At 61.4% G+C, this 17,970-nt stretch carries 14 protein-coding genes and 1 pseudogene; 3 read left to right on the plus strand and 12 right to left on the minus strand.

What is annotated here, in order from left to right; translation table 11 throughout:
* Positions 1-96: 96 nt before the first annotated feature.
* A complete protein-coding gene (locus tag OXR08_RS12770) occupies positions 97-1,275 on the minus strand; it encodes an alginate export family protein (protein WP_346731908.1) in 1,179 nt (392 codons plus the stop codon).
* A gap of 146 nt (positions 1,276-1,421) precedes the next feature.
* Positions 1,422-2,177: pseudogene (locus OXR08_RS12775) on the minus strand (chromate transporter); the annotation flags it as partial.
* Between the two features lie 59 nt (positions 2,178-2,236).
* On the opposite strand from OXR08_RS12775, the gene OXR08_RS12780 reads away from it, so the two are divergent.
* Positions 2,237-2,994, plus strand: a protein-coding gene (locus OXR08_RS12780; protein WP_267350356.1) for an IS5 family transposase whose coding sequence is annotated in 2 segments (ribosomal slippage) — positions 2,237-2,570 and positions 2,570-2,994 — 759 coding nt in all. Because the reading frame shifts where the segments join, the coding sequence is not laid out codon by codon here.
* An 844-nt stretch (positions 2,995-3,838) separates the two neighbouring features.
* Here OXR08_RS12780 and OXR08_RS12785 read toward each other — a convergent pair.
* Complete coding sequence (locus tag OXR08_RS12785) at positions 3,839-4,105, minus strand: hypothetical protein (RefSeq protein ID WP_267350358.1); 267 nt, start codon at positions 4,103-4,105, stop codon at positions 3,839-3,841.
* A gap of 414 nt (positions 4,106-4,519) precedes the next feature.
* Between OXR08_RS12785 and OXR08_RS12790 the strand changes: the two genes are divergently transcribed.
* The gene (locus OXR08_RS12790) at positions 4,520-5,704 is read left to right on the plus strand and encodes an ATP-binding protein (RefSeq protein WP_267350360.1); all 1,185 of its coding nucleotides are present in this window, start codon (positions 4,520-4,522) and stop codon (positions 5,702-5,704) included.
* A 217-nt stretch (positions 5,705-5,921) separates the two neighbouring features.
* Here OXR08_RS12790 and OXR08_RS12795 read toward each other — a convergent pair whose 3' ends face one another.
* The 9 genes from OXR08_RS12795 to OXR08_RS12835 all read right to left on the minus strand — a co-directional run bounded on the left by OXR08_RS12795 (position 5,922) and on the right by OXR08_RS12835 (position 17,208).
* The gene (locus OXR08_RS12795) at positions 5,922-6,821 is read right to left on the minus strand and encodes an AraC family transcriptional regulator (protein WP_267350362.1); all 900 of its coding nucleotides are present in this window, start codon (positions 6,819-6,821) and stop codon (positions 5,922-5,924) included.
* Between the two features lie 186 nt (positions 6,822-7,007).
* A complete protein-coding gene (locus OXR08_RS12800) occupies positions 7,008-7,724 on the minus strand; it encodes an IS6 family transposase (protein WP_112382946.1) in 717 nt (238 codons plus the stop codon).
* A 240-nt stretch (positions 7,725-7,964) separates the two neighbouring features.
* Positions 7,965-9,908 carry a glycoside hydrolase domain-containing protein gene (locus tag OXR08_RS12805; RefSeq protein WP_267350364.1) on the minus strand — a complete coding sequence of 648 codons (1,944 nt, stop codon included), beginning with the start codon at positions 9,906-9,908 and terminating at the stop codon, positions 7,965-7,967.
* Positions 9,909-9,973: 65 nt separating this feature from the next.
* Positions 9,974-10,309, minus strand: coding sequence for a hypothetical protein (locus OXR08_RS12810; protein ID WP_267350366.1), 336 nt, complete (start codon positions 10,307-10,309; stop codon positions 9,974-9,976).
* Positions 10,310-10,557: 248 nt separating this feature from the next.
* Positions 10,558-11,364, minus strand: coding sequence for a S1/P1 nuclease (locus OXR08_RS12815; RefSeq protein ID WP_267350368.1), 807 nt, complete (start codon positions 11,362-11,364; stop codon positions 10,558-10,560).
* Positions 11,365-11,410: 46 nt separating this feature from the next.
* Entirely contained in the window at positions 11,411-12,610 is a 1,200-nt protein-coding gene (locus OXR08_RS12820; RefSeq protein WP_267350369.1) for an SGNH/GDSL hydrolase family protein, read from the minus strand.
* A gap of 8 nt (positions 12,611-12,618) precedes the next feature.
* A complete protein-coding gene (locus OXR08_RS12825; RefSeq protein WP_267350371.1) occupies positions 12,619-15,549 on the minus strand; it encodes a TonB-dependent receptor in 2,931 nt (976 codons plus the stop codon).
* Between the two features lie 101 nt (positions 15,550-15,650).
* Complete coding sequence (locus OXR08_RS12830) at positions 15,651-16,634, minus strand: FecR domain-containing protein (RefSeq protein ID WP_267350374.1); 984 nt, start codon at positions 16,632-16,634, stop codon at positions 15,651-15,653.
* Entirely contained in the window at positions 16,603-17,208 is a 606-nt protein-coding gene (locus OXR08_RS12835; protein ID WP_267350376.1) for a sigma-70 family RNA polymerase sigma factor, read from the minus strand. Before OXR08_RS12835 ends, OXR08_RS12830 begins: the two co-directional genes overlap by 32 nt.
* A gap of 202 nt (positions 17,209-17,410) precedes the next feature.
* On the opposite strand from OXR08_RS12835, the gene OXR08_RS12840 reads away from it, so the two are divergent.
* Complete coding sequence (locus OXR08_RS12840; protein ID WP_267350414.1) at positions 17,411-17,692, plus strand: DUF427 domain-containing protein; 282 nt, start codon at positions 17,411-17,413, stop codon at positions 17,690-17,692.
* The last annotated feature ends 278 nt before the right edge of the window (positions 17,693-17,970 follow it).

The following is a 17,970-nucleotide window of genomic DNA, read 5'->3' on the forward strand; positions in this document are numbered from 1 at the left end:
ACTATGTCTACGCCATAGCCCTCTAAATCCCTCCTTTAGGAAGGATGCCGGAGACATGACGGATCATGTGGACCTTCGACCATCCGGCACCCCCTTTCAGAAACTCGCCATCGCATTCAGCGACACATATTTTGTCCATCGACCGGGCGGTGCGTTTGGTGCCGTGCGCAGGAAGCGCCCCTTCGCGAGCAGGACGGCATCGACCTCGAACCGAAGCGACTTCGACACCTGATGACGGACGCGGCCGTCAACTTGCGTTCCCGCGAACGATCCCGCCCACCCGGTCGCGTCGCGCACCGCGGTGAATGAGAAGGCGTCCTGCCGGGCCGCCAGCCAGAACGGGCGGAGCGATCCCATGAGATCGGTCCGCTTGCCGGGTGTCGCTTCGATGCGGACCCCTGGGCTGACAAGATTGCTGCGGATAATGGCGTTGTACAGGCCGGCGGGCGCGAGATCGGCGCGGCGCATACCGAACAGCGTGTCGAAGCGTCCATAGTCTCCGCCCGCACGATCGCCGCTGGCATGGTCATATTCCAACGCGATCCGCGGCTTCCATCCTCCCCGAAAGGTATAGCCGACGTCTCCGTGGAGGAACCAGGCGGCGACCTTCTGTCGCGCGGCGTTCGCGGCCAGGCTGCTCGAAATCTCCCCGCGTTGAACAATGCGCTCGACCTCATAGTCGATTCCGCCGGCGACGGGATCGGCGATGATGCGAGCAGACGCGGTGTTGAGCGAACGATCACGGGTCGGACGCCCGGCCCGATCGCGTTCGCCGAGATGGACGAACGAGGTTTCGACCATCGCGCGACCGATGGTGTTCGCGCGACTGAGCAGCCCGCCCCAAAGGACGAGATCGAAGCCTTCATAATCCGGCGCAACGGCGTTTCTTCGCAGCGACGACAGATCGTACGGCCTACGTTGTTGCGGCAGGACATAGAGAAAGGTGGACTTCCAACCGCCTCGCCAACCCAGGTCGGCACGGATGCCCGTATAGCCGTTGGTGGTGTTCCGATAATCGTCGGCTGCCACCAACCGGCGCGAACCGATATTGAGCAGGAAGCGTCCTGCCTGGATCATGCCGCCGGTGCCGTCGCCGAACGGCGCGCGAGGCCGCCACTCGACATAGGCCTGCACCAATTCGAGGGCGTTCACATCGCCTGTCGACAGAGGTGTGCCGCGGTTGTCGTCGTAGACACGGCTGTCCCACAGCTCGCCCACGACCTTGACCGGGCCGTCCTCGTACTGCGCCGCAACGGTCGTGCGCAGGTTCAGCAGCGTATCGCTCTAGTTGAAACCGGCGCGCGCCTGTCCGTCGATCGTTTCCGCGCGAATCCGCGACGTACCCGACACCGTCACTTGCGCTGCAACGGGCGTACACCACCCCATTGCCGCGAGGGCGACGCACACCTTGGGGACGCGCATCAGGCGATCACACCGAGGAAATGCAGAGCCAGGCCGGTCGCTGCGGTTGCCAGCAGCGTCGTGATGACCCCGGCACGCGTCATGAAGATCGCATAGGCGGCTCCCAGCGACAGCACGAGCGCAGCCGGATCGATGCTGGCCAGCACCGGCGCGTCGAAGCGCAACGGGCCTGCCGTGACCGCGATCGTCTGCCGAAAGAGCGTGTGCAGCGCGAACCAGATGGCGAGGTTGAGCACCACCCCGACGACCGCGGCGGTGATCGCGGACAGCGCGCCCGCGACCGCGGCATGGCCGCGCAACCGCTCGATGAATGGCGCGCCGAGGAAGATCCACAGGAAGCACGGCACGAACGTGACCCACGTGGCCAGCACGCCACCCAGCGTGCCAGCGAGCAGCGGCGACAGCGTGCCGGAGTCGCGATACGCACCGAGGAAGCCCACGAATTGCAAGACCATGATGAGTGGTCCCGGCGTCGTCTCCGCCATGCCGAGCCCGTCGAGCATCTCCTTCGGCCCCAGCCATCCGTAGGTATCAACGGCCTGCTGCGCGACATAGGCGAGGACGGCATAGGCACCCCCGAACGTCACCATCGCCATCGTCGAGAAGAAAGTCGCAATGCGGCTGAACACGTCGTCCGGACCGAGCGCGATCAGCAGTGCGGCGACGGGCACCAGCCACAGTGCGAGCCAGACAAGCGCCGTGCGCACCGTCTCGCACCAAGTCGGGCGCGCATGGTCGGGCAGTTCCTCGCCTAGGGTCAGGACCCATTGATGGGAGCGTCGCGATCTGATTCAGGCTCCGCAAGGAGACCGGTATGAGCGACCTGTTTTGGCTGACGGACGACCAGATGGAGCGGCTGCGGCCGTTCTTCCCCAAGAGCCACGGCAAACCACGCGTTGACGATCGGCGAGTGTTGAGCGGCATTGTGTTCGTGAACCGCAATGGGCTGCGGTGGCGCGATGCGCCCAGCGCTTACGGGCCGCACAAGACGCTCTACAACCGGTGGAAGCGCTGGGGCGCGGCGGGCGTGTTCACGCGGATGATGGAGGGGCTTGCGTCAGCGGGAGCCGAGCCGAAGACGGTGATGATCGACGCCACCTACTTGAAGGCACACCGCACGGCCTCGAGCCTGCGGGTAAAAAGGGGGATCTCGGCCGTTTGATCGGCCGCACCAAAGGCGGCATGAACACCAAACTCCATGCCATTGCCGATGCGAACGGCCGACCCTTGAGCTTCTTCATGACGGCCGGCCAGGTCAGCGATTATACCGGCGCGGCAGCGCTGCTCGATGACATGCCAAAAGCGCAGTGGTTACTGGGTGATCGCGGCTACGACGCCGACTGGTTTAGGGACGCTCTACAAGCCAAAGGCATCCAGCCCTGCATCCCGGGCAGACGATCCCGCAATGAGCCGGTCAGATACGACAAGCGGCGCTATCGGCGACGCAGCCGCATCGAGATCATGTTCGGACGCCTCAAAGACTGGCGCCGCGTCGCAACCCGTTACGACCGCTGTCCAACCGCATTCTTCTCCGCCGTCGCGCTTGCTGCGACCGTTATCTTCTGGCTGTGATCAACGAGTCCTGACCCTAGTCACGTCCTGGCAACGCGAGGCCCTGGCGCTGGTCCGAGGTTGCTTGGGTGTTCGCGTGATTTTGGCCGGTTCTCTATCGCATCGGCAAGACTGGGGTCGTGGTGTTCGCCTCTTGTGATCGACGCTTGGACAGTGCGCCGATCGCATCTCCCTCGTACGTTTCGCCGGTCGAGATGCGGATGAGGACACTTTCCTCCGCGTAGAATGCGCATGCCGCGTCGACGAGTTGGCCCAGCGTGCCGGACAGATTCGGGACCTCGCGTCGGCGATCATCGCTGGTGCCCACGATGACACAGAGTACTGCGTCCTCGCTCCAGGATTTAGATGCCATCGTCTTGATCCGATCGTCTGCTTGTTCTCGGGCGGAGGGACACGGTAGTTGTCAACGCCAGTGGAAAACCCGCCCTGCGGCCATGGCACGACCAAACACGACTCCCATCGGGACCGACGCCAGAATCCAGCAAGCAACTATTTCCGCAACGATCCTCATACCTACCCCGCATTCTCATCTACTAAGACGGTTATCGTCGTAAATGATACCGCGCTAACAGCTTGTGACGCTCAGTATGATCGAGTGGGGCTGTAGTCAGTGCATCGAGGGATGGCCCAGCAGCAAAGCGGCTCGGCCGATCGCGATTGAGCAGCCGTGATCTTCTGTCAGTCGATCGAACCGGATCGCGTCAACGCTTCGGGAGCGACTGCCGGCGATATGGGCCGAGGTCTCAGCATGAGTGCCGATCCAATTCATGTCACCGCCAAGCCGCCTGTGTATGCGATGGCTGTGTGGAGTTGTCCCCATTGACCGCGGATAATTGATCCGGCGCTAATTCGTGGGTTTGAGTTTATCGTGACTGGCGCTGCGCATGGCGAGTGCCATCCCTGTGGGCGCGCTCGCCGCGTGGATGGTGTCATGGTAGGCCGCGAAAGCATGAAGGCTGGGGCCGCCATCGAGCAGGGACATCGTGCGGCTGAGAACGATCATAAAGGGGAGAGGCACGCATATAAACGCGGCCACGATCATGGCCATCTGCATCACGTCGCTTCCCCTCACTTTCCCGTCCGCGCCCTTATTGCGCAGGTCGAGCGTCAACTATCCGGGAAATATAGGGGGGTAGCTCTGCTAGTTACTGCATTCTCTGTGCCGTCAGTCGACCCCGCCGCCACTGCGGACATTCAGAAGGGTTAAGCTGTATGCCAACGCCAGGATCGCCGGGAGCGGTATGAATAGGCTGGCGATCATGATGAGCATCGTTTGCATCCCGCCCCCGTTCCCGAATTGTATGTGGATCGTGTTAATACGCCACGCGCGGCCTCCCGTAATATCGACATTCACCTCCGCGCTGCGCCCACACTTGATACCCGTTGGGAGTTCATGAATGGCGAAACGTGGCTGCAGTGGAGGAATTTAGTGCTGACAGCCGAAGGCACAGTTGATGTAACTGCACACGGATAAAGTGATCTTATAGAGGTTTACAGAAAATCGATAACATACCATAACCTCGCTATGGACCCGCGCCGCAACCCATTCGCCCCTGGTGCTGGCACACCGCCACCCGAACTCGCCGGGCGTGAGCCGCTCCTTGAGCGCACCCTTATCGCACTGGATCGCATCCGTGCTGGTCGTCCAGCACGCTCTACCATCTTCTACGGCCTTCGTGGAGTGGGCAAGACGGTGCTGCTGGGAGCAGTGCGTGAAGCGGTAGAAGCTGAGCGGATGCTTGCCGTGACGATCGAGGCACCGGAGAACCGTTCGCTGCCAGCGCTGATTGCCCCATCGCTGCGCGCGGGGCTGCTGCGGCTCGATCGAACCGCGCGTGCCGGTGCAGGCGTGAAGCACGCGTTGCGCGCACTGGCCGGCTTTGCCAAGCTCAAGCTCAAATATGATGATTTTGAGATTGCCCTTGATCTCGAGCCGGAACCCGGTTTGGCAGATTCGGGCGATCTTGATCTAGACCTAGCAGACCTGATGGTCGCCGTTGGCGAAGCTGCGCGCGAACGGGAAACTGCAGTTGTCCTGATGATCGACGAACTGCAATATGTTGCCGAGGAGCAGCTTGCAGCCCTTATCAGCGCCTTGCACCGGGCAAACCAACTCCGGTTGCCGGTAACCCTGGTCGGCGCCGGCTTGCCGCAGCTGTTGGGTCAGATGGGCCGCGCAAAATCCTATGCCGAACGTCTCTTTGAGTTCGTCAGCCTCGGCCCCCTCGACGAAGCCGCAGCGGCAGCCGCTATCCGTGTTCCCGTCGAGCGGGAAGAAGAGGCAATTACACCCGAAGCAGTGACGGCCATTGTGGGAGATACGCAGGGTTATCCCTATTTCCTGCAGGAATGGGGTAAGCATAGCTGGGAGGTTGCCGACGCATCGCCGATCACGGCGGCTGATGTCGATATGGCCCGCGCGGCCGCGCTTGCTGAGCTGGACGCCAGCTTCTTTCGCGTGCGCTTCGATCGGCTGACACCCGCCGAGAAACGGTATCTGCGTGCTATGGCAGCGCTCGGCCCTGGACCGCATCGTTCCGGTGACGTCGCCGATCAGCTTAAGGTCAAGGTCTCCTCGGTGGCGCCGACCCGAAACAGCCTGATCGCCAAGGGCATGCTCTTCAGCCCTGCGCATGGCGACACCGCCTTCACGGTTCCGTTATTCGATCAATTCATGCAACGAGTGATGCCCGACACGCAGAAAAATTGACGGCGACGGACAACGCCAAGTCAACCACATTGCCGGCCAAGACCCACAAGCGGTCATTCGCGCTATCTTCGTCCCTTCCCGATTCCAGACGTACATTCATGTTCTACGAAGGAGTCGTACAGCCAGCATCAGCGCGCGTCGGACGGTCGTCGGCTGTTCCATAAACGATGATGGTCTATAAAATTGAGAGGGGATCGAAATCTAAGAAGCGATCAGCCTAGTTGACCGCCAAACTGCCGATCGAGTGCCGGAGCTGTCGCATATCTCGCACCGGGGGCGCCCCGAACTGGCGAAGATACTCACGGCTGAACTGGGATGAACTTTCATAACCAACAGCAAAGGCGACATCGGAGGCAGTGCGATCGCCGGCGAGCAGCAACTGGCGCGCCTCCTGAAGTCGTAACTGCTTCTGATACTGGATCGGACTGAGACCTGTCAGCGCTACGAAGTGGCGGTGGAGGCTCGCCCGGCTCATACCGGCGACGTCGCACAGTGCGTCGATCCTGAGGCGGGTGTCGCGGTGATCGCGGATCCACTCCACCGCGCGGCGGATGCGGCCGAGCGCGCCCTCGGGTCGGGCGATGTGGCGCAGCAGCCGACCCTGCGGCCCTTGCAGGAGACGATAAAGTAATTCGCGCTCGGCCATCGGAGCCAGAGCCGGAATGTCGTCGGGTGCGTCGAGCAAAGTCAGCAGGCGTAGCAGCGTGTCGCACAGCGTCTGAGTCATTGGGTTGAGCGTGATCCCGCTGCCGGGCGTGTCGGTATCGCGGATCGCGGGCATTGTCGCGGCGATCTCTGCAAGCAGCGCAGGGTCGAGGGTCAGCGACACCGCAACATAGGGGCGGCCGTCCTCGTCATCGTGAATCTGCCCGTTCAGTGGCAGGTCGAGCGCGCTGACGAGATACTGTGCCGGGTCGTAGCGGAGAAGGTTGTCGTGGATGGCCACGTGCTTGGCCCCCTGCAGGATGAAGCAGATCATCGAGCGGTAGAGGCAGGGTGACGTACCTTCGGTCGCTTGGCCGACGCCGATCTCTAGTCGGGGAATGGTGGTCGGGTGAGAGCCCTCGCGGCCGTGACGGAGGGCGATGTCGATGTGAGGCTGAAGCTGCCCGGTCATGCCGAGGATATGCCTGCGCGCGTCCCGCCTGCCGAGAGCTTGAGACGATCGGGCAAGGATTTGAGAGCATCGGAGGCGCGGCGACCTGAGGCGCGGCTTATCTCGCTGGCATCGGAGACGACGGTGCTGTCAGTCTAAAGCGAACCGCTCTCCACATGATGCACGGCGGTCTTTGAAAGCGGCAGCCTAGCTGCCAAGCACCTGCCACTCCGCCAGTGCAGCGGAGCGTCGCTCCCGGTAGGTCTGGCGGTCGGTGAGGTGGCGTTCCAGATTGAAGTGGTTGTGCACGTTGGCGTGGACGGAGGCGAACTTCTGCAGCGTCTTCATCTGCCGGAACCGCAGCATCGCCCGCTCTCGTCGTCGGAACGGCAGGTGGCTGTTTTCCACCCGGTTGTTTGCCCAGCGGCCGACCTCCTGCCGGTCGCGGCAACCCAGTTCATCCAGGGCAGCGCCATAGCTGCGCAGGCCATCGGTGGTGATAGCGTGAGGCGAGCCGTGACGCTTCAGCGCCTTCTTCATGAAGGCAAGTGCGGCTGTCTTGTCACGCGTCCTGGTGACGAAGCTCTCCAGCACCTCACCCTCGTGATCGACAGCCCGCCACAGGTAGACCATCTCGCCGTTCAGCTTCACGTACATCTCGTCCAGATGCCAGCGCCAGTGGCGATAGCCCCGCATGTGGCTCACCCGCTGGCGGCGGATGTCGCTGGCGAACAGCGGGCCGAATCTGTTCCACCACAGCCGCACCGTTTCGTGGCAGATGTCGATCCCGCGCTCGAACAGCAGGTCTTCCACATTCCGCAGGCTGAGCGGAAAGCGTACATACATCAACACCACCAGCCGGATCACCTCGGGCGACGAGTTGAAGTAGCGGAACGGCGAGGCTGGTTTGCGCGGGCGAGGCATGCCCCTGCCCTACCCTACTCGGCTTCTCAAACAGCTGGTGCATTTGGTTTGACGGAGCCTCTGGGTGAAATGATGGGTCATCGCGCAGCCTGAGTTGCCCGTCCGCTCGACAAGAGCAAGCGAAGACCCAGTTGTGGACATTTACGCGTCCTTTCCTGCCTCCCGAAACCAGACGCTCGTTCAGCTAACTGATCAGGAGCTTTTCCGCACAATGAGGCAGCAGGAAACAGGTAGGACATGTCACCATGCAATCCGCCCGCCATCTAGCAGCTGTCCATGACGCAGAGATCGCTGGAGCAACGCCTTGCCATTTAGTGACGGTGCTTCCATCGCTTCACGATGTACGTCTTGCGTGATGGTCATGTTGCGACCGGATGCGAGATGCAGGCGGATGAAAGCCTGTGCCGGTCTGCTCAGCAGGTAGAATGGTTTCCCAGGGACAAGCGGGTATAGACCAAGTGAGGCCCAGACGTACCAGGCTGACATGGCTCCACCGTCATCGTCCATTCCCTCGGCAAAACCCAACCGTGAGAAGCTCCGTTGATGAAACGGTCGATCGTACTTACCCTGGTTCTCATACCAATGGTCGATCGGTTCGTCGCGGAGGTGGGCAATCAATTGATCCATCCGCATATGGTCTCCAGCCAAGGCGAACAGGAATGGCACGTGGATGTCCGGCTCATTGGTCATGTTGAAAAGGTCACGATCAAAAAACTGGCTAAGTTCGACAGCGAAGCGGGCGTGGCCAAGCGCTTTGTTTCGAATCCAATCAAGATCAAAGACCGGCGCCCAACGGTATTGCCACAACGTACCCTGATAAAGCCCGCGCGCCTTAACTGTATCCGCATCCGGTCCTAAGTCGCGAAACACATCGTTCCAAAGGGTCCGATATTCCAGCGAACGTGCCGCAAATGTGCGGGCTAGCTGAGCCTGACCGCGATCGGACGCCAGTTCGGCTACGGCCCATTGATCATAGGCCAGTTCTAGGCGCTCGTCTGGTGTGGCTTGTGGAAGGCGAGCGGTCTCCTCGACCATTGCTGGCAAGGCCGCAACAGGATCGATCTGTCCGAGGCCTTTGCGGTACAGGTCGAGCAAAGCGATCCCCGCATGCTCGGTCCGCACACTCAAGAATGGCTCGGTTGGCCCTGCCCATTGTGGTTTGCCGGCAAGAAATAGTTCGACCAGCGAATCCGCTACATCACTGCCGATGTCGGGCGCGACCAAGGCAACCAGCGGCATCTGAGTGCGGTAATTGTCCCATAACGACCAGCCCGAGTAACGATGGTGCCCGGCTTGTACCTGCCGCACCTTGCCGTCACTGCCGCGGTACGCACCCACAGCGTCGTCGATCCGGGCGGGCCATTGCAAGGCACGAAACAGACAGGTGTAGAAAAGGGCGCGGCGGTCAGGCGCCGCCTTGAACTCAACTCGCGACAATCTGGCTTGCCAATCCCGCCTTGTCCGGGTGCGCAGCTGTTCAAGCGTCAAAGCGCCGAGCTCGCGTTGCATCGTCGCCTTGGCGGATGCGGGATCGACGGTGGAGACGGCGACGCGCAACTCGATCCGGTCACCCTTCTGGACTCGGAGTTCGACCTGGAGAACGCCGTCGCGGTCCAACGTGCCTGCCTGCTGCACGGGGTGCCCCTTAAGGCTCAGCCGCGCCGCTATAGCCAGTCGGTACACGCCCTTGCCGCAGACGGTCGCATTCGCAAGGCGGAGACGCAGATCTGCCGGATCAGAAGACTCCCACTCGTGCTCGATATGCTTGGCATAGCTGTGCCGCGGATCGATACGAACCATCATGACACCGGCACGCGACGCAGTGAAACGGCTGATCGACACCGACTGCCCCGCAGCGAGGTCGGCTGAAATCGGGGTTCGACCGTAGCGCACGTGATACCAACCTGCTCCGGCCCGTTCGCTCCTGCGATCGAGGGGCGATACGTCGGGATCTCCGGCATAAGTCATGCTGGTCAGCAGGTCACCGCCGCCACCATGGCACCCCACGCCTTGCGCCCGCGTCTGTGAGAATCCTCTCAGTGACGAGGCCCCACGCTCATAGCCCTGGTGGTTGGCGGGGTCGGTATCGGGTCCGAGCTGGATCATGCCAAATGGAGCTGCCGCCGACGGCGAGAGTTGCCCGCGGTCGCCCGCTGTACCCATGAAGGGATCAACCAGGTCCACGGCACCACGAAGCGCGCCTGCAGCAGGCGACGCGATGAGGGCTGAGAGAGCCAGCAGACGGTGCATCATCGAACCCGTTTCCAGTTATTGGCGGCCTTGTCACAGCGGAACAGTGCCATTCCCTCACGCAGCATCGCCGTGTCGCTCAGCCAGTGCAGGGTGTTGGTAGCTCGCTCGGCGATGTGCGAGCGATCCTCGCCGGCATCCACGTCGATATCGATTCTTCCCCAGAGAAGCAGGCGGCCGGCTGTCAGCGTATAGCGCCCGATGCTGGTCGCAGAGGAGTACTCACCACCTGATCGAAACGATATGGCGCTTTGCAGATCACAAGGAGCCATCAGGCTGCCGTGGTTGTCGCGCTGGCTCCATGTGCCGAGCAACCAGGTAAGTGTGGGAAGCACGTATGTGGCATCCTCGTGGACGAGTACGGGCCGTAAGACTTGCTCTCTTGGCCCCTCCACGATGGGGACGGACTGCGCCGAGGGAATGCGAGGCTCCGAGCCGCCCCAAAACAACCAACCAAGAAGCGATGCAGACACGACAGCAGCGGCACCGAGACGACGCAGGCTTGTAGCCTTGGACGGGGCTATCTGGCGGCTCCCCTCATCTTCCATACCACGCGATGCTGGCATCGGAGACCCGGATCGGCTCACGATCCGAGTAGCGCGTTGAGAAAGCCCGCCAGGCGATATCCCGCCTGCTTAAGACGCTGAGCGGCAAGCGGATACTTGGCTGCCGTGTAGTTGGCCGGAAGGGCGACTGGAGCGTCCGGGCAGGCTGGTGCCTTGTAATTCCAGCACACAGGTAGAACGTCGTAGATCTGGTCGCGAGCCATATTGCTGCTTTCGATTGCCCAGTCGCGCGGCGTACCGCCGAGCGTGACCGTCACGCCGTTGTTCATGAGCTCTTGGGCAAGCAGCGCAGAGGCGACACCATGGCCATCAATGATCGCGTCGTCCCATACGGCATGGATCATCGACGTGCTGCCGTTCACCGTGACGAGATTATAGCCAATTGGATCCGACCCATGGAGCGGCTGGTGCAGGTCGCCGATCAGATGGATGATGTATTTGAGGGCAATCTCGCGCGTAGCGGCCGGCTGACTGCGATCGGCCAGAATGCGCGCATAGTATGCAATCGCCTCGTCCGCGCACATTGCCGTTCCCGTGCAGGCATGCGCAGGCGGATTGCTACCGTCCATTGGCATACGGGTGGTGTGGGTCGGGTCGGTAGCTGAACGCTGGCTATCAGCCCAGGAGGCAACCTTGGACATGTGCGTCGCGCCATCGGTTGCGAGTAGGGTTTTGATCTCGTTCCAGACGCTGGCTTTCAGGTTCAGTTCGGCCACGTTGGCAATCGCAGCATGGCCGGTTTGTCCCCAAGCGAGTACAGGCTCTGGCGCTGCAGCAAGGATCAAAGTGAGGGCCAGCGACAAGGCTTTCGTATGCTTGGTCACGATACAGATCCTCTGATCAAACAAGGGATTATTCAGGTTTCTCAACCTATCGGCGGGGAGCGAACAGCGAGAGGGGCACGGCCTTCCCCATCGCTTCGTAACCTGCATCGCCGGGATGCAGGTGATCCCCTGAGTCGAATGGTGGCTGGATCTTTGGCGGCATTTCGCCGTTGCTAAGCGCCGCCTCGAAGTCGATCACCGCGTCGAAGCTATTATTCGTGCGTATCCAGTTGTTGGTCTCGCTACGGACCTGCTCCATCTCGCGTGTCAGGTATTTCGATCCCCAGCCCGGCGTCATCGTGCCGCCGATCACCCGGATGCCACGCTCATGGGCTGCAGCGATGATCCGGCGATAGCCCGCGATCAGGTCGGCCGCAGCCACCTTCGGTTCGCCCGGCCGCCCCGCGCGCCAGATGTCGTTGATACCTTCCAGCACGATCAAGTGTGTGACACCCGGCACCGATGCGATGTCGCGGTCGAAACGCTCGACCGCTGCGGTGCCGCGATCTTCACGCAGCAGCCGGTTGCCGCTGATCCCCATGTTGACGACGCCGCAGTGCGCACGCTTCTGCTCGCTCAATCGACGGGCCAATACGCCCGGCCAGCCGCGCCAGCCGGTGCGCGTGCCACGTGCGCCTTCCGTGATTGAATCGCCCAGCGTCACAATCGTGCAGGATGCTTGCGGGCTTCGAACCGCCATCTGCGTGATGAAGGGACGCAGCCGGCGAGGTTCCAAGCCGGTGCCGTCATCGGGCATAGCGGCTTCGCTGAAAGCGACGGGGAAGCCGGCGTTACCGCCAACCGTCGTCGATGGCGCACGGGTCCGGATCGTCACGATCAGATCGTGACCATCAGCGACGCGCATGCTCATGGCCAAAGCCTCTCGCGTCTCGCCTCCGAGCAGCCGAATGGCAGGACCACCAGCGAAGACGGCGTTGCGCTGCGTTGCCGGAACCAACCCGAAGCCGTCACGCGCGCTGGCTTGTGCTACCTGCACCCGGTCGATTTCGAGCGGTACGGCGCCCGCGGCGTTGGTAATAGTAAGCCGGACGCCATTGCCGGTCTGACTCGAGCGTAGGCGGTACCGGTATGTGCCTGCGGGCAGCACGTCGCGGGTGGCGTTTGCCGCTGGCGAGGTGGCATACCCCCATGCTCCGCCCCAGCTTACCTGCCTGGCTGCGAGGATGCCTGTAGACGAGCCGATCGCCGAGGCGGCGAGCAGCGCTACAAAATGTCTGATGACCATTGCGCGCCTCAGAACTTGAAGCGCAAGGCAGTCGAGAAGGTGCGACCTTCGAAATAGACGCGGTCCTGGAACGCTTTCGATCCCCAATAGGCACGCTGCGGCTGGTTGGTCAGATTGGTGGCATCAACCGTCAGCGACAGATTGCGCGCTACCTTGTAGGTCGCTGACGCAGCTAGGCGTTCGATAGGATACCAATTCAGGTTTTTCGATGGATCGGCTAGATTATAGGCAAGCGTGAATCGTCCGCGCCACGAATAGCCAATAGTCGCCCGGAGACGTCCGTCATCGTAGAACAGTGCGGCGTTGTAGCTATGCTTGGAGATGCCTGCGGTTTGACCAGTGAACGCTGCCGTTGCGTTGGTCGCTGGCAAGTCCTGGCTGGAGTCGATATAGGTATAATTGCCTGATACACCGAAGTTGCGAACAAACCCTGACGCAAAATCTAAAAAGGTACTCAAGTTGACCTCGGCGCCCTTGATGACCCCATCACCCGCGTTGATAGGCTGAGTGACGTTGACAATGCCCAAGGCACCGGGGATCGTCGCGTCCTGTACCGTCGCATTGACGATATAGTTGCTGACTTCACGGCTGAACACTGCGGCGCTGGCGAGCCCTGCGCGACCGAAATATGCTTCCAGCGATGCGTCCCAATTGGTGGAACGGATGGGCAGCAGGTTCGGATTTCCAGTCGTCACTTGTCCGGTGTAGGTGCCCGACCCGGCAAGTACCTGTGTAAAAGCCTGGCTTGGATTGAGCTGCGTGAAATCGGGTCGACTGAACGTCTTGGTCCAGGCGAGCCGCAGTTGCAGAGCGCGCGTGAAATGCACCACTGCGCTGACGCTCGGATCGATATCAAGGTAGTTCTGCCGGGCGTTGACCGGGGTGTACGTGTACACGATCGTGGTAGAACCTGGCCGACGTGTAGCGGCATATTGCGTGCCATCGATGTCCAGCTTGGTGTTGATGATCCGGGCACCGGCAACGCCGTCGATCATGACGTCGCCCAGGCTCAACCCGTATTTGAACTGCCCATAGACCGCGTAGCTCGTCTCTTTTCCGTCGAAGGCAGATTGCGGCGTATCGGCAGGGCGACCGTTATCAGTAAACAATTTGGTCGCCGACAGCGTGTCGACAAACGCATTCAACGTTTTGACGGCTGACATGTCGGCAAGCTGGCGTGCGTCATAACCAACCCAGCCAGTCGGCAGCACGGCATCGTCACTCGACGCCTTCTGCGTCAGATTGACAGGCGCGGCACCTCCTGGGAAGCTCGACATCGGCAGGTTGAGACGGTTGAGGTCAGCTAGGCCGGTGCCTGTTTGATAATCGGCGCTTCGCGTCGCGTAGCGAAAGCCCGTCTTGAGCGAACGGAAGAAACCGCCTCCTGCATCGAGCGTCAGGTCGGTACGCCACTGGACACCGCGGCCCCGTTGACGGGTCCGCGTGTCCGAATAGGCGCGAACGTGGAACTCGTTGATATCGGAAAGGTCCACATCGCGGTAGGTATATGACAAGCCACCGAACTTGCTGTCGCTCTGGAAAGCCGCATCGATCACGGGTGCACGATTGAAGCCGAGGAGGAATAGCTGCTGGTCGGTGTTGATGCGCGACGTCGTGTAGACCGCGCTGGTCGTCAGCGTCGCAATCCCTGAGGAAAAATCGGCACCCAACTCGACCTGCGTTGTGTCGAGCAACTGACGGGTATGGTTGGAGCGCGGACCCGAAGTTGCCGGTGCCGTGAAGGTGGCACTCTTCACAATTTTTGTACCGGGCAGCAGCACGACGTTGCTCAACGGTGTGGTGACGGCGATGTTCGTCTGGAGGTCGGTATCGGTGTACTCATTGTCGTCGGTGACGTTGGTGGCCCGCAGGTAGAAACCCAGGTTGCGGCTAGGGCGCCACTGCAGTTCGCCCGTGATCACAGGTCGCTCGTAGCTGCCTTTCGGGTTCTTCAGCAAAATGCCAGTGGGTAGAACCTGGCCGACGGCATTGGTTTGCGGTTGCAGGCTTTCGCGATAAATCTCGTAATAGTCACGCTTCAGGTAGGAGGCGTTGACCATGACCCCAACCTGGCCGATGCCCGTGTCCCAATTACCAGAGACCAGCACGTCAGCGTTGCCGAATGCCTTTTCTGCCTGATCGTCATAGGTACCACGCAGGGTGCCAGCGACAGTGACGCCCTTCTTGAAATCGAGAGGCTGACGAAGCTGTACGTCCACTGCGCCCCCGATCCCGCCCTCGATCAGGTCAGGGGTGAGTGCCTTGTAGACCGATAGCGAGCGGATGAGGCCCGCCGGGTAGCTATTAAGTAAAGTACGGCGCGACGAGCCGGTATAGGCTTCCTGGCCGTTGACCATCGTCACGACGTTCGAGATGCCGCGGATAGTGATCGACTGACCTTCACCACGGTTGCGGAACACCTGTACGCCAGGAAGACGGGCGAGTGCCTCAGTGGCGCTGTTGTCGGGCAACTGGCCGATGTCCTCAGCAGCAACGGTGTCCACGATCGCGTCCGACTTGCGCTTGATCTCACGCGCCGTCTGCAGGCTGGCACGATAGCCAGTAACCACAATCTCGGCGCCAGAGGCTGGCTCACCAGCGGCCGGGACCGACTGAGCGTCGTTTCCCCCCTGTCTTACCGATCTGCGCAGCACGATGTGTGCGCCGTCATCGGAGGCGATTTCCAGACCGGAACCGGCAACCAGCTGTCGCAGCGCCATCCGCGGGTCCATGGTCCCTTTGACGGGGTTACTGCGTATTGCATCCATGCCGTCTGCGGGGGCGACGATCTGCAAACGGGCTTGCTTGCCAAGCGCGGCGATTGCAGCCGGCAGCGATTGTCCAGGAACATCAAGCGCACGCAATTGTGCGGCTGCGGGTAAGGCGAGCACCATCGCGACCGCGGCCAGGCCGCAGCCGGTCATATACCGGAACTGCATGTCGTCATATTCCCCAACAACCGGCTTTTGCCGGTTCCAAAAGCTAGATGCTTGTGGGCTGCGTTTCCTCCACCATCCCCGCTACTTTTTTCACGAAGATTTTATCGTGTAAGCAGGATGCCTCCGGGTGTCGCTTGCGCCTTCAATCCCTGGGCGAGCGCCGCTGACCGTGCGAACCCTACCGGATCACTCGTGGAAAAGATGCCGGCAACCTTCAATCGAGCGACTTCGTCATCGTTGATTATGATGCGCTGATCGGAATAGCGCGAGAATTCTGTCGCCGCATCGCGCAGCGTCATGCCGGTCAGATCAACCTCTCCGCGCTGCCATAGTCCCAGCCGGTCAACATCCGCCATCGACAAAGCTTCACGACGCGAGCCCGCGCCCGCGCCGATCAAGAGGCGGTCGCCCGCACCAAGGCGCACAGGCGCACCGCCGCTGCGACGCACTTCCACTACTCCCTCCCGCACCGTGACTGCGACGTCGTTCTCATCGCGTCGTACAAGGAAGCTGGTGCCGACTACGCGGACCCGCACGTCTCCTGCATCGATCAGAAAGGGACGGGCTCGATCTTTCGCAACATCGAAATTCACCTCTCCTGCGATCAGGTGAACTCGGCGAACGGATTGCTCCAGCACAACGCTGATCTCGGCATTCGAGTTCAGGGTAACAGCCGAGCCATCCGCCAGCGCCTCGCGGCGTAAGCTCCCCTTGGGGGTGGAGATGCGCTCACCTGCAGACCAGCGCGAAATGCCGATCGCCGCCATCACCGTGGCAGCCACGGCACCTATGCCACCGCCTATCCACGCGCGGCGATTGATTAGTGACGGGCGAAAGCCCATCGAAGGCGCAATGATCGAAGCTGTGTCCTCTTCGCCTATACTCTGCGGGCGCAGTGCCGCGATCCGGTCGAGATAGGCGTTCGCGGCCATTGCCCGTGCAAGGGCTCCGGCATGACGCGCGTCCGCCTGCGTCCAATCATCGAGTTCCTTTTCTTCCGCCGCTGTCAACGTGCCCGCATCGAGGCGGAGCGCCCACGATGCCGCCTGCTCGTCAAGCGCAGTCGGTTCGTTGCTCTGCTTCATCTGGTGTCGTCTGCTTCGAAGGATCACGTCCCATAGATGACGTGAGCCGCTTGTTTCCGCCACGCCCGATTGCATTGGTGAGCAAGGCGAGCGCTTTCACCATATGTTTTTCCACCGTACTTTCGGCAATTCCGAGCTTGGCCGCCGTCTCGCGCTGTGACAGGCCATCCAGCTTGCGAAGGCTGAAGACCTCGCGACAGCGCTCTGGCAGGGCCGCAATCAGTGAGGCGACGTGTGCCAGTTCCTGACGATCGGCAGCCACCCGCTCGGGAGAAGGCGCATCCTCTGGTACTTCAAGCATGTCAGCGCCCGAATGCGCGTCGATCGTGACAACACGGGACCGCCGCAGCGACTGCAGCACAACTGACTTGGCGACCTCGAAAAAATAGTTGCGCGGGCGTTGGATGTGATCGACGCGTTCGAGGCCTGCCAAGATAGCATAGCTCTCCTGCACGACATCCTCGACCTCCATGCTGGCCGCGCTTGGCCGGCGCGCCAGCCATTGCCGCAACGAGGCTTCGTGCGGGAAGATATAAGAGCCTAGCCAGGCCGCTCGTTCGCGGGACATGGTCATCGCAACGCCTGTTATGCGGATAAAATGACATTTTGGATACATGGTGCTGTGGGGAAATGGTGAGCGTCGATAGCGACCCACAACCGGCCGTTCGCGGCATCGGTAGCGCTTCCCAGAACTAGATGTCCGTCCACCGGGTTGTTGCCGCTTGACGGAAGATGGGCGCAGGCCGAGCTATTGGGCCAACGCTAGGAGAATGGACGTGGTCGAAGCCCGATGGAACGACTCAGTGATCGCACAGAGCGACGATACCGTGATCGTGGAAGGCAACCACTACTTTCCTGCCGACAGCGTTGACGCTGCAGTCCTCCATCCAAGTAGCACGACAACCATCTGCCCTTGGAAGGGGACGGCCCACTACTACAGCTTGCACGTGGGCGGTGCCGAGAACCCCGACGCTGCGTGGTACTATCCCGACCCCAAAGCAGCAGCCGAAGAGATCCGCGGTCGCATCGCGTTTTGGAAGGGCGTGGTGGTAAGCTAGCTGCAACGACTACCGGCGACTGCGCCTGCTGAGACCCAGTTCCGGTCATTCGCAGCGCTTTGGCGCCTCCCCAAGTTCCGCCATTTGTTCACATTGGTCTGATGGTCACGGCACCCAAGTTTGACGCAGAAGGTCTTGAAAAGCGGTGAGGCTGTCCAATCCGACCTCGCGCATAATGCGAAGCGGCGAACCAAACGCATCGGCGGTGCCCTAATCCGCGTTACGTCATCACGTTGCGTTGCCCATGGGTCCGGCGCAAGGGCGAGGTTTGGGGACTT

This window comes from Sphingomonas sp. GM_Shp_2, assembly GCF_026540875.1.
GTDB lineage: Bacteria > Pseudomonadota > Alphaproteobacteria > Sphingomonadales > Sphingomonadaceae > Sphingomonas > Sphingomonas carotinifaciens.

What these genes read in the sequence shown, in the direction of transcription:
- OXR08_RS12790 (WP_267350360.1), top strand. Translation starts at nt 4,520, where the DNA reads ATGGACCCGCGCCGCAACCCATTCGCCCCTGGTGCTGGCACACCGCCA.
- OXR08_RS12795 (WP_267350362.1), bottom strand. Translation starts at nt 6,821, where the DNA reads ATGACCGGGCAGCTTCAGCCTCACATCGACATCGCCCTCCGTCACGGC.
- OXR08_RS12800 (WP_112382946.1), bottom strand. Translation starts at nt 7,724, where the DNA reads ATGCCTCGCCCGCGCAAACCAGCCTCGCCGTTCCGCTACTTCAACTCG.
- OXR08_RS12820 (WP_267350369.1), bottom strand. Translation starts at nt 12,610, where the DNA reads ATGGTCATCAGACATTTTGTAGCGCTGCTCGCCGCCTCGGCGATCGGC.
- OXR08_RS12825 (WP_267350371.1), bottom strand. Translation starts at nt 15,549, where the DNA reads ATGCAGTTCCGGTATATGACCGGCTGCGGCCTGGCCGCGGTCGCGATG.
- OXR08_RS12830 (WP_267350374.1), bottom strand. Translation starts at nt 16,634, where the DNA reads ATGAAGCAGAGCAACGAACCGACTGCGCTTGACGAGCAGGCGGCATCG.
- OXR08_RS12835 (WP_267350376.1), bottom strand. Translation starts at nt 17,208, where the DNA reads ATGACCATGTCCCGCGAACGAGCGGCCTGGCTAGGCTCTTATATCTTC.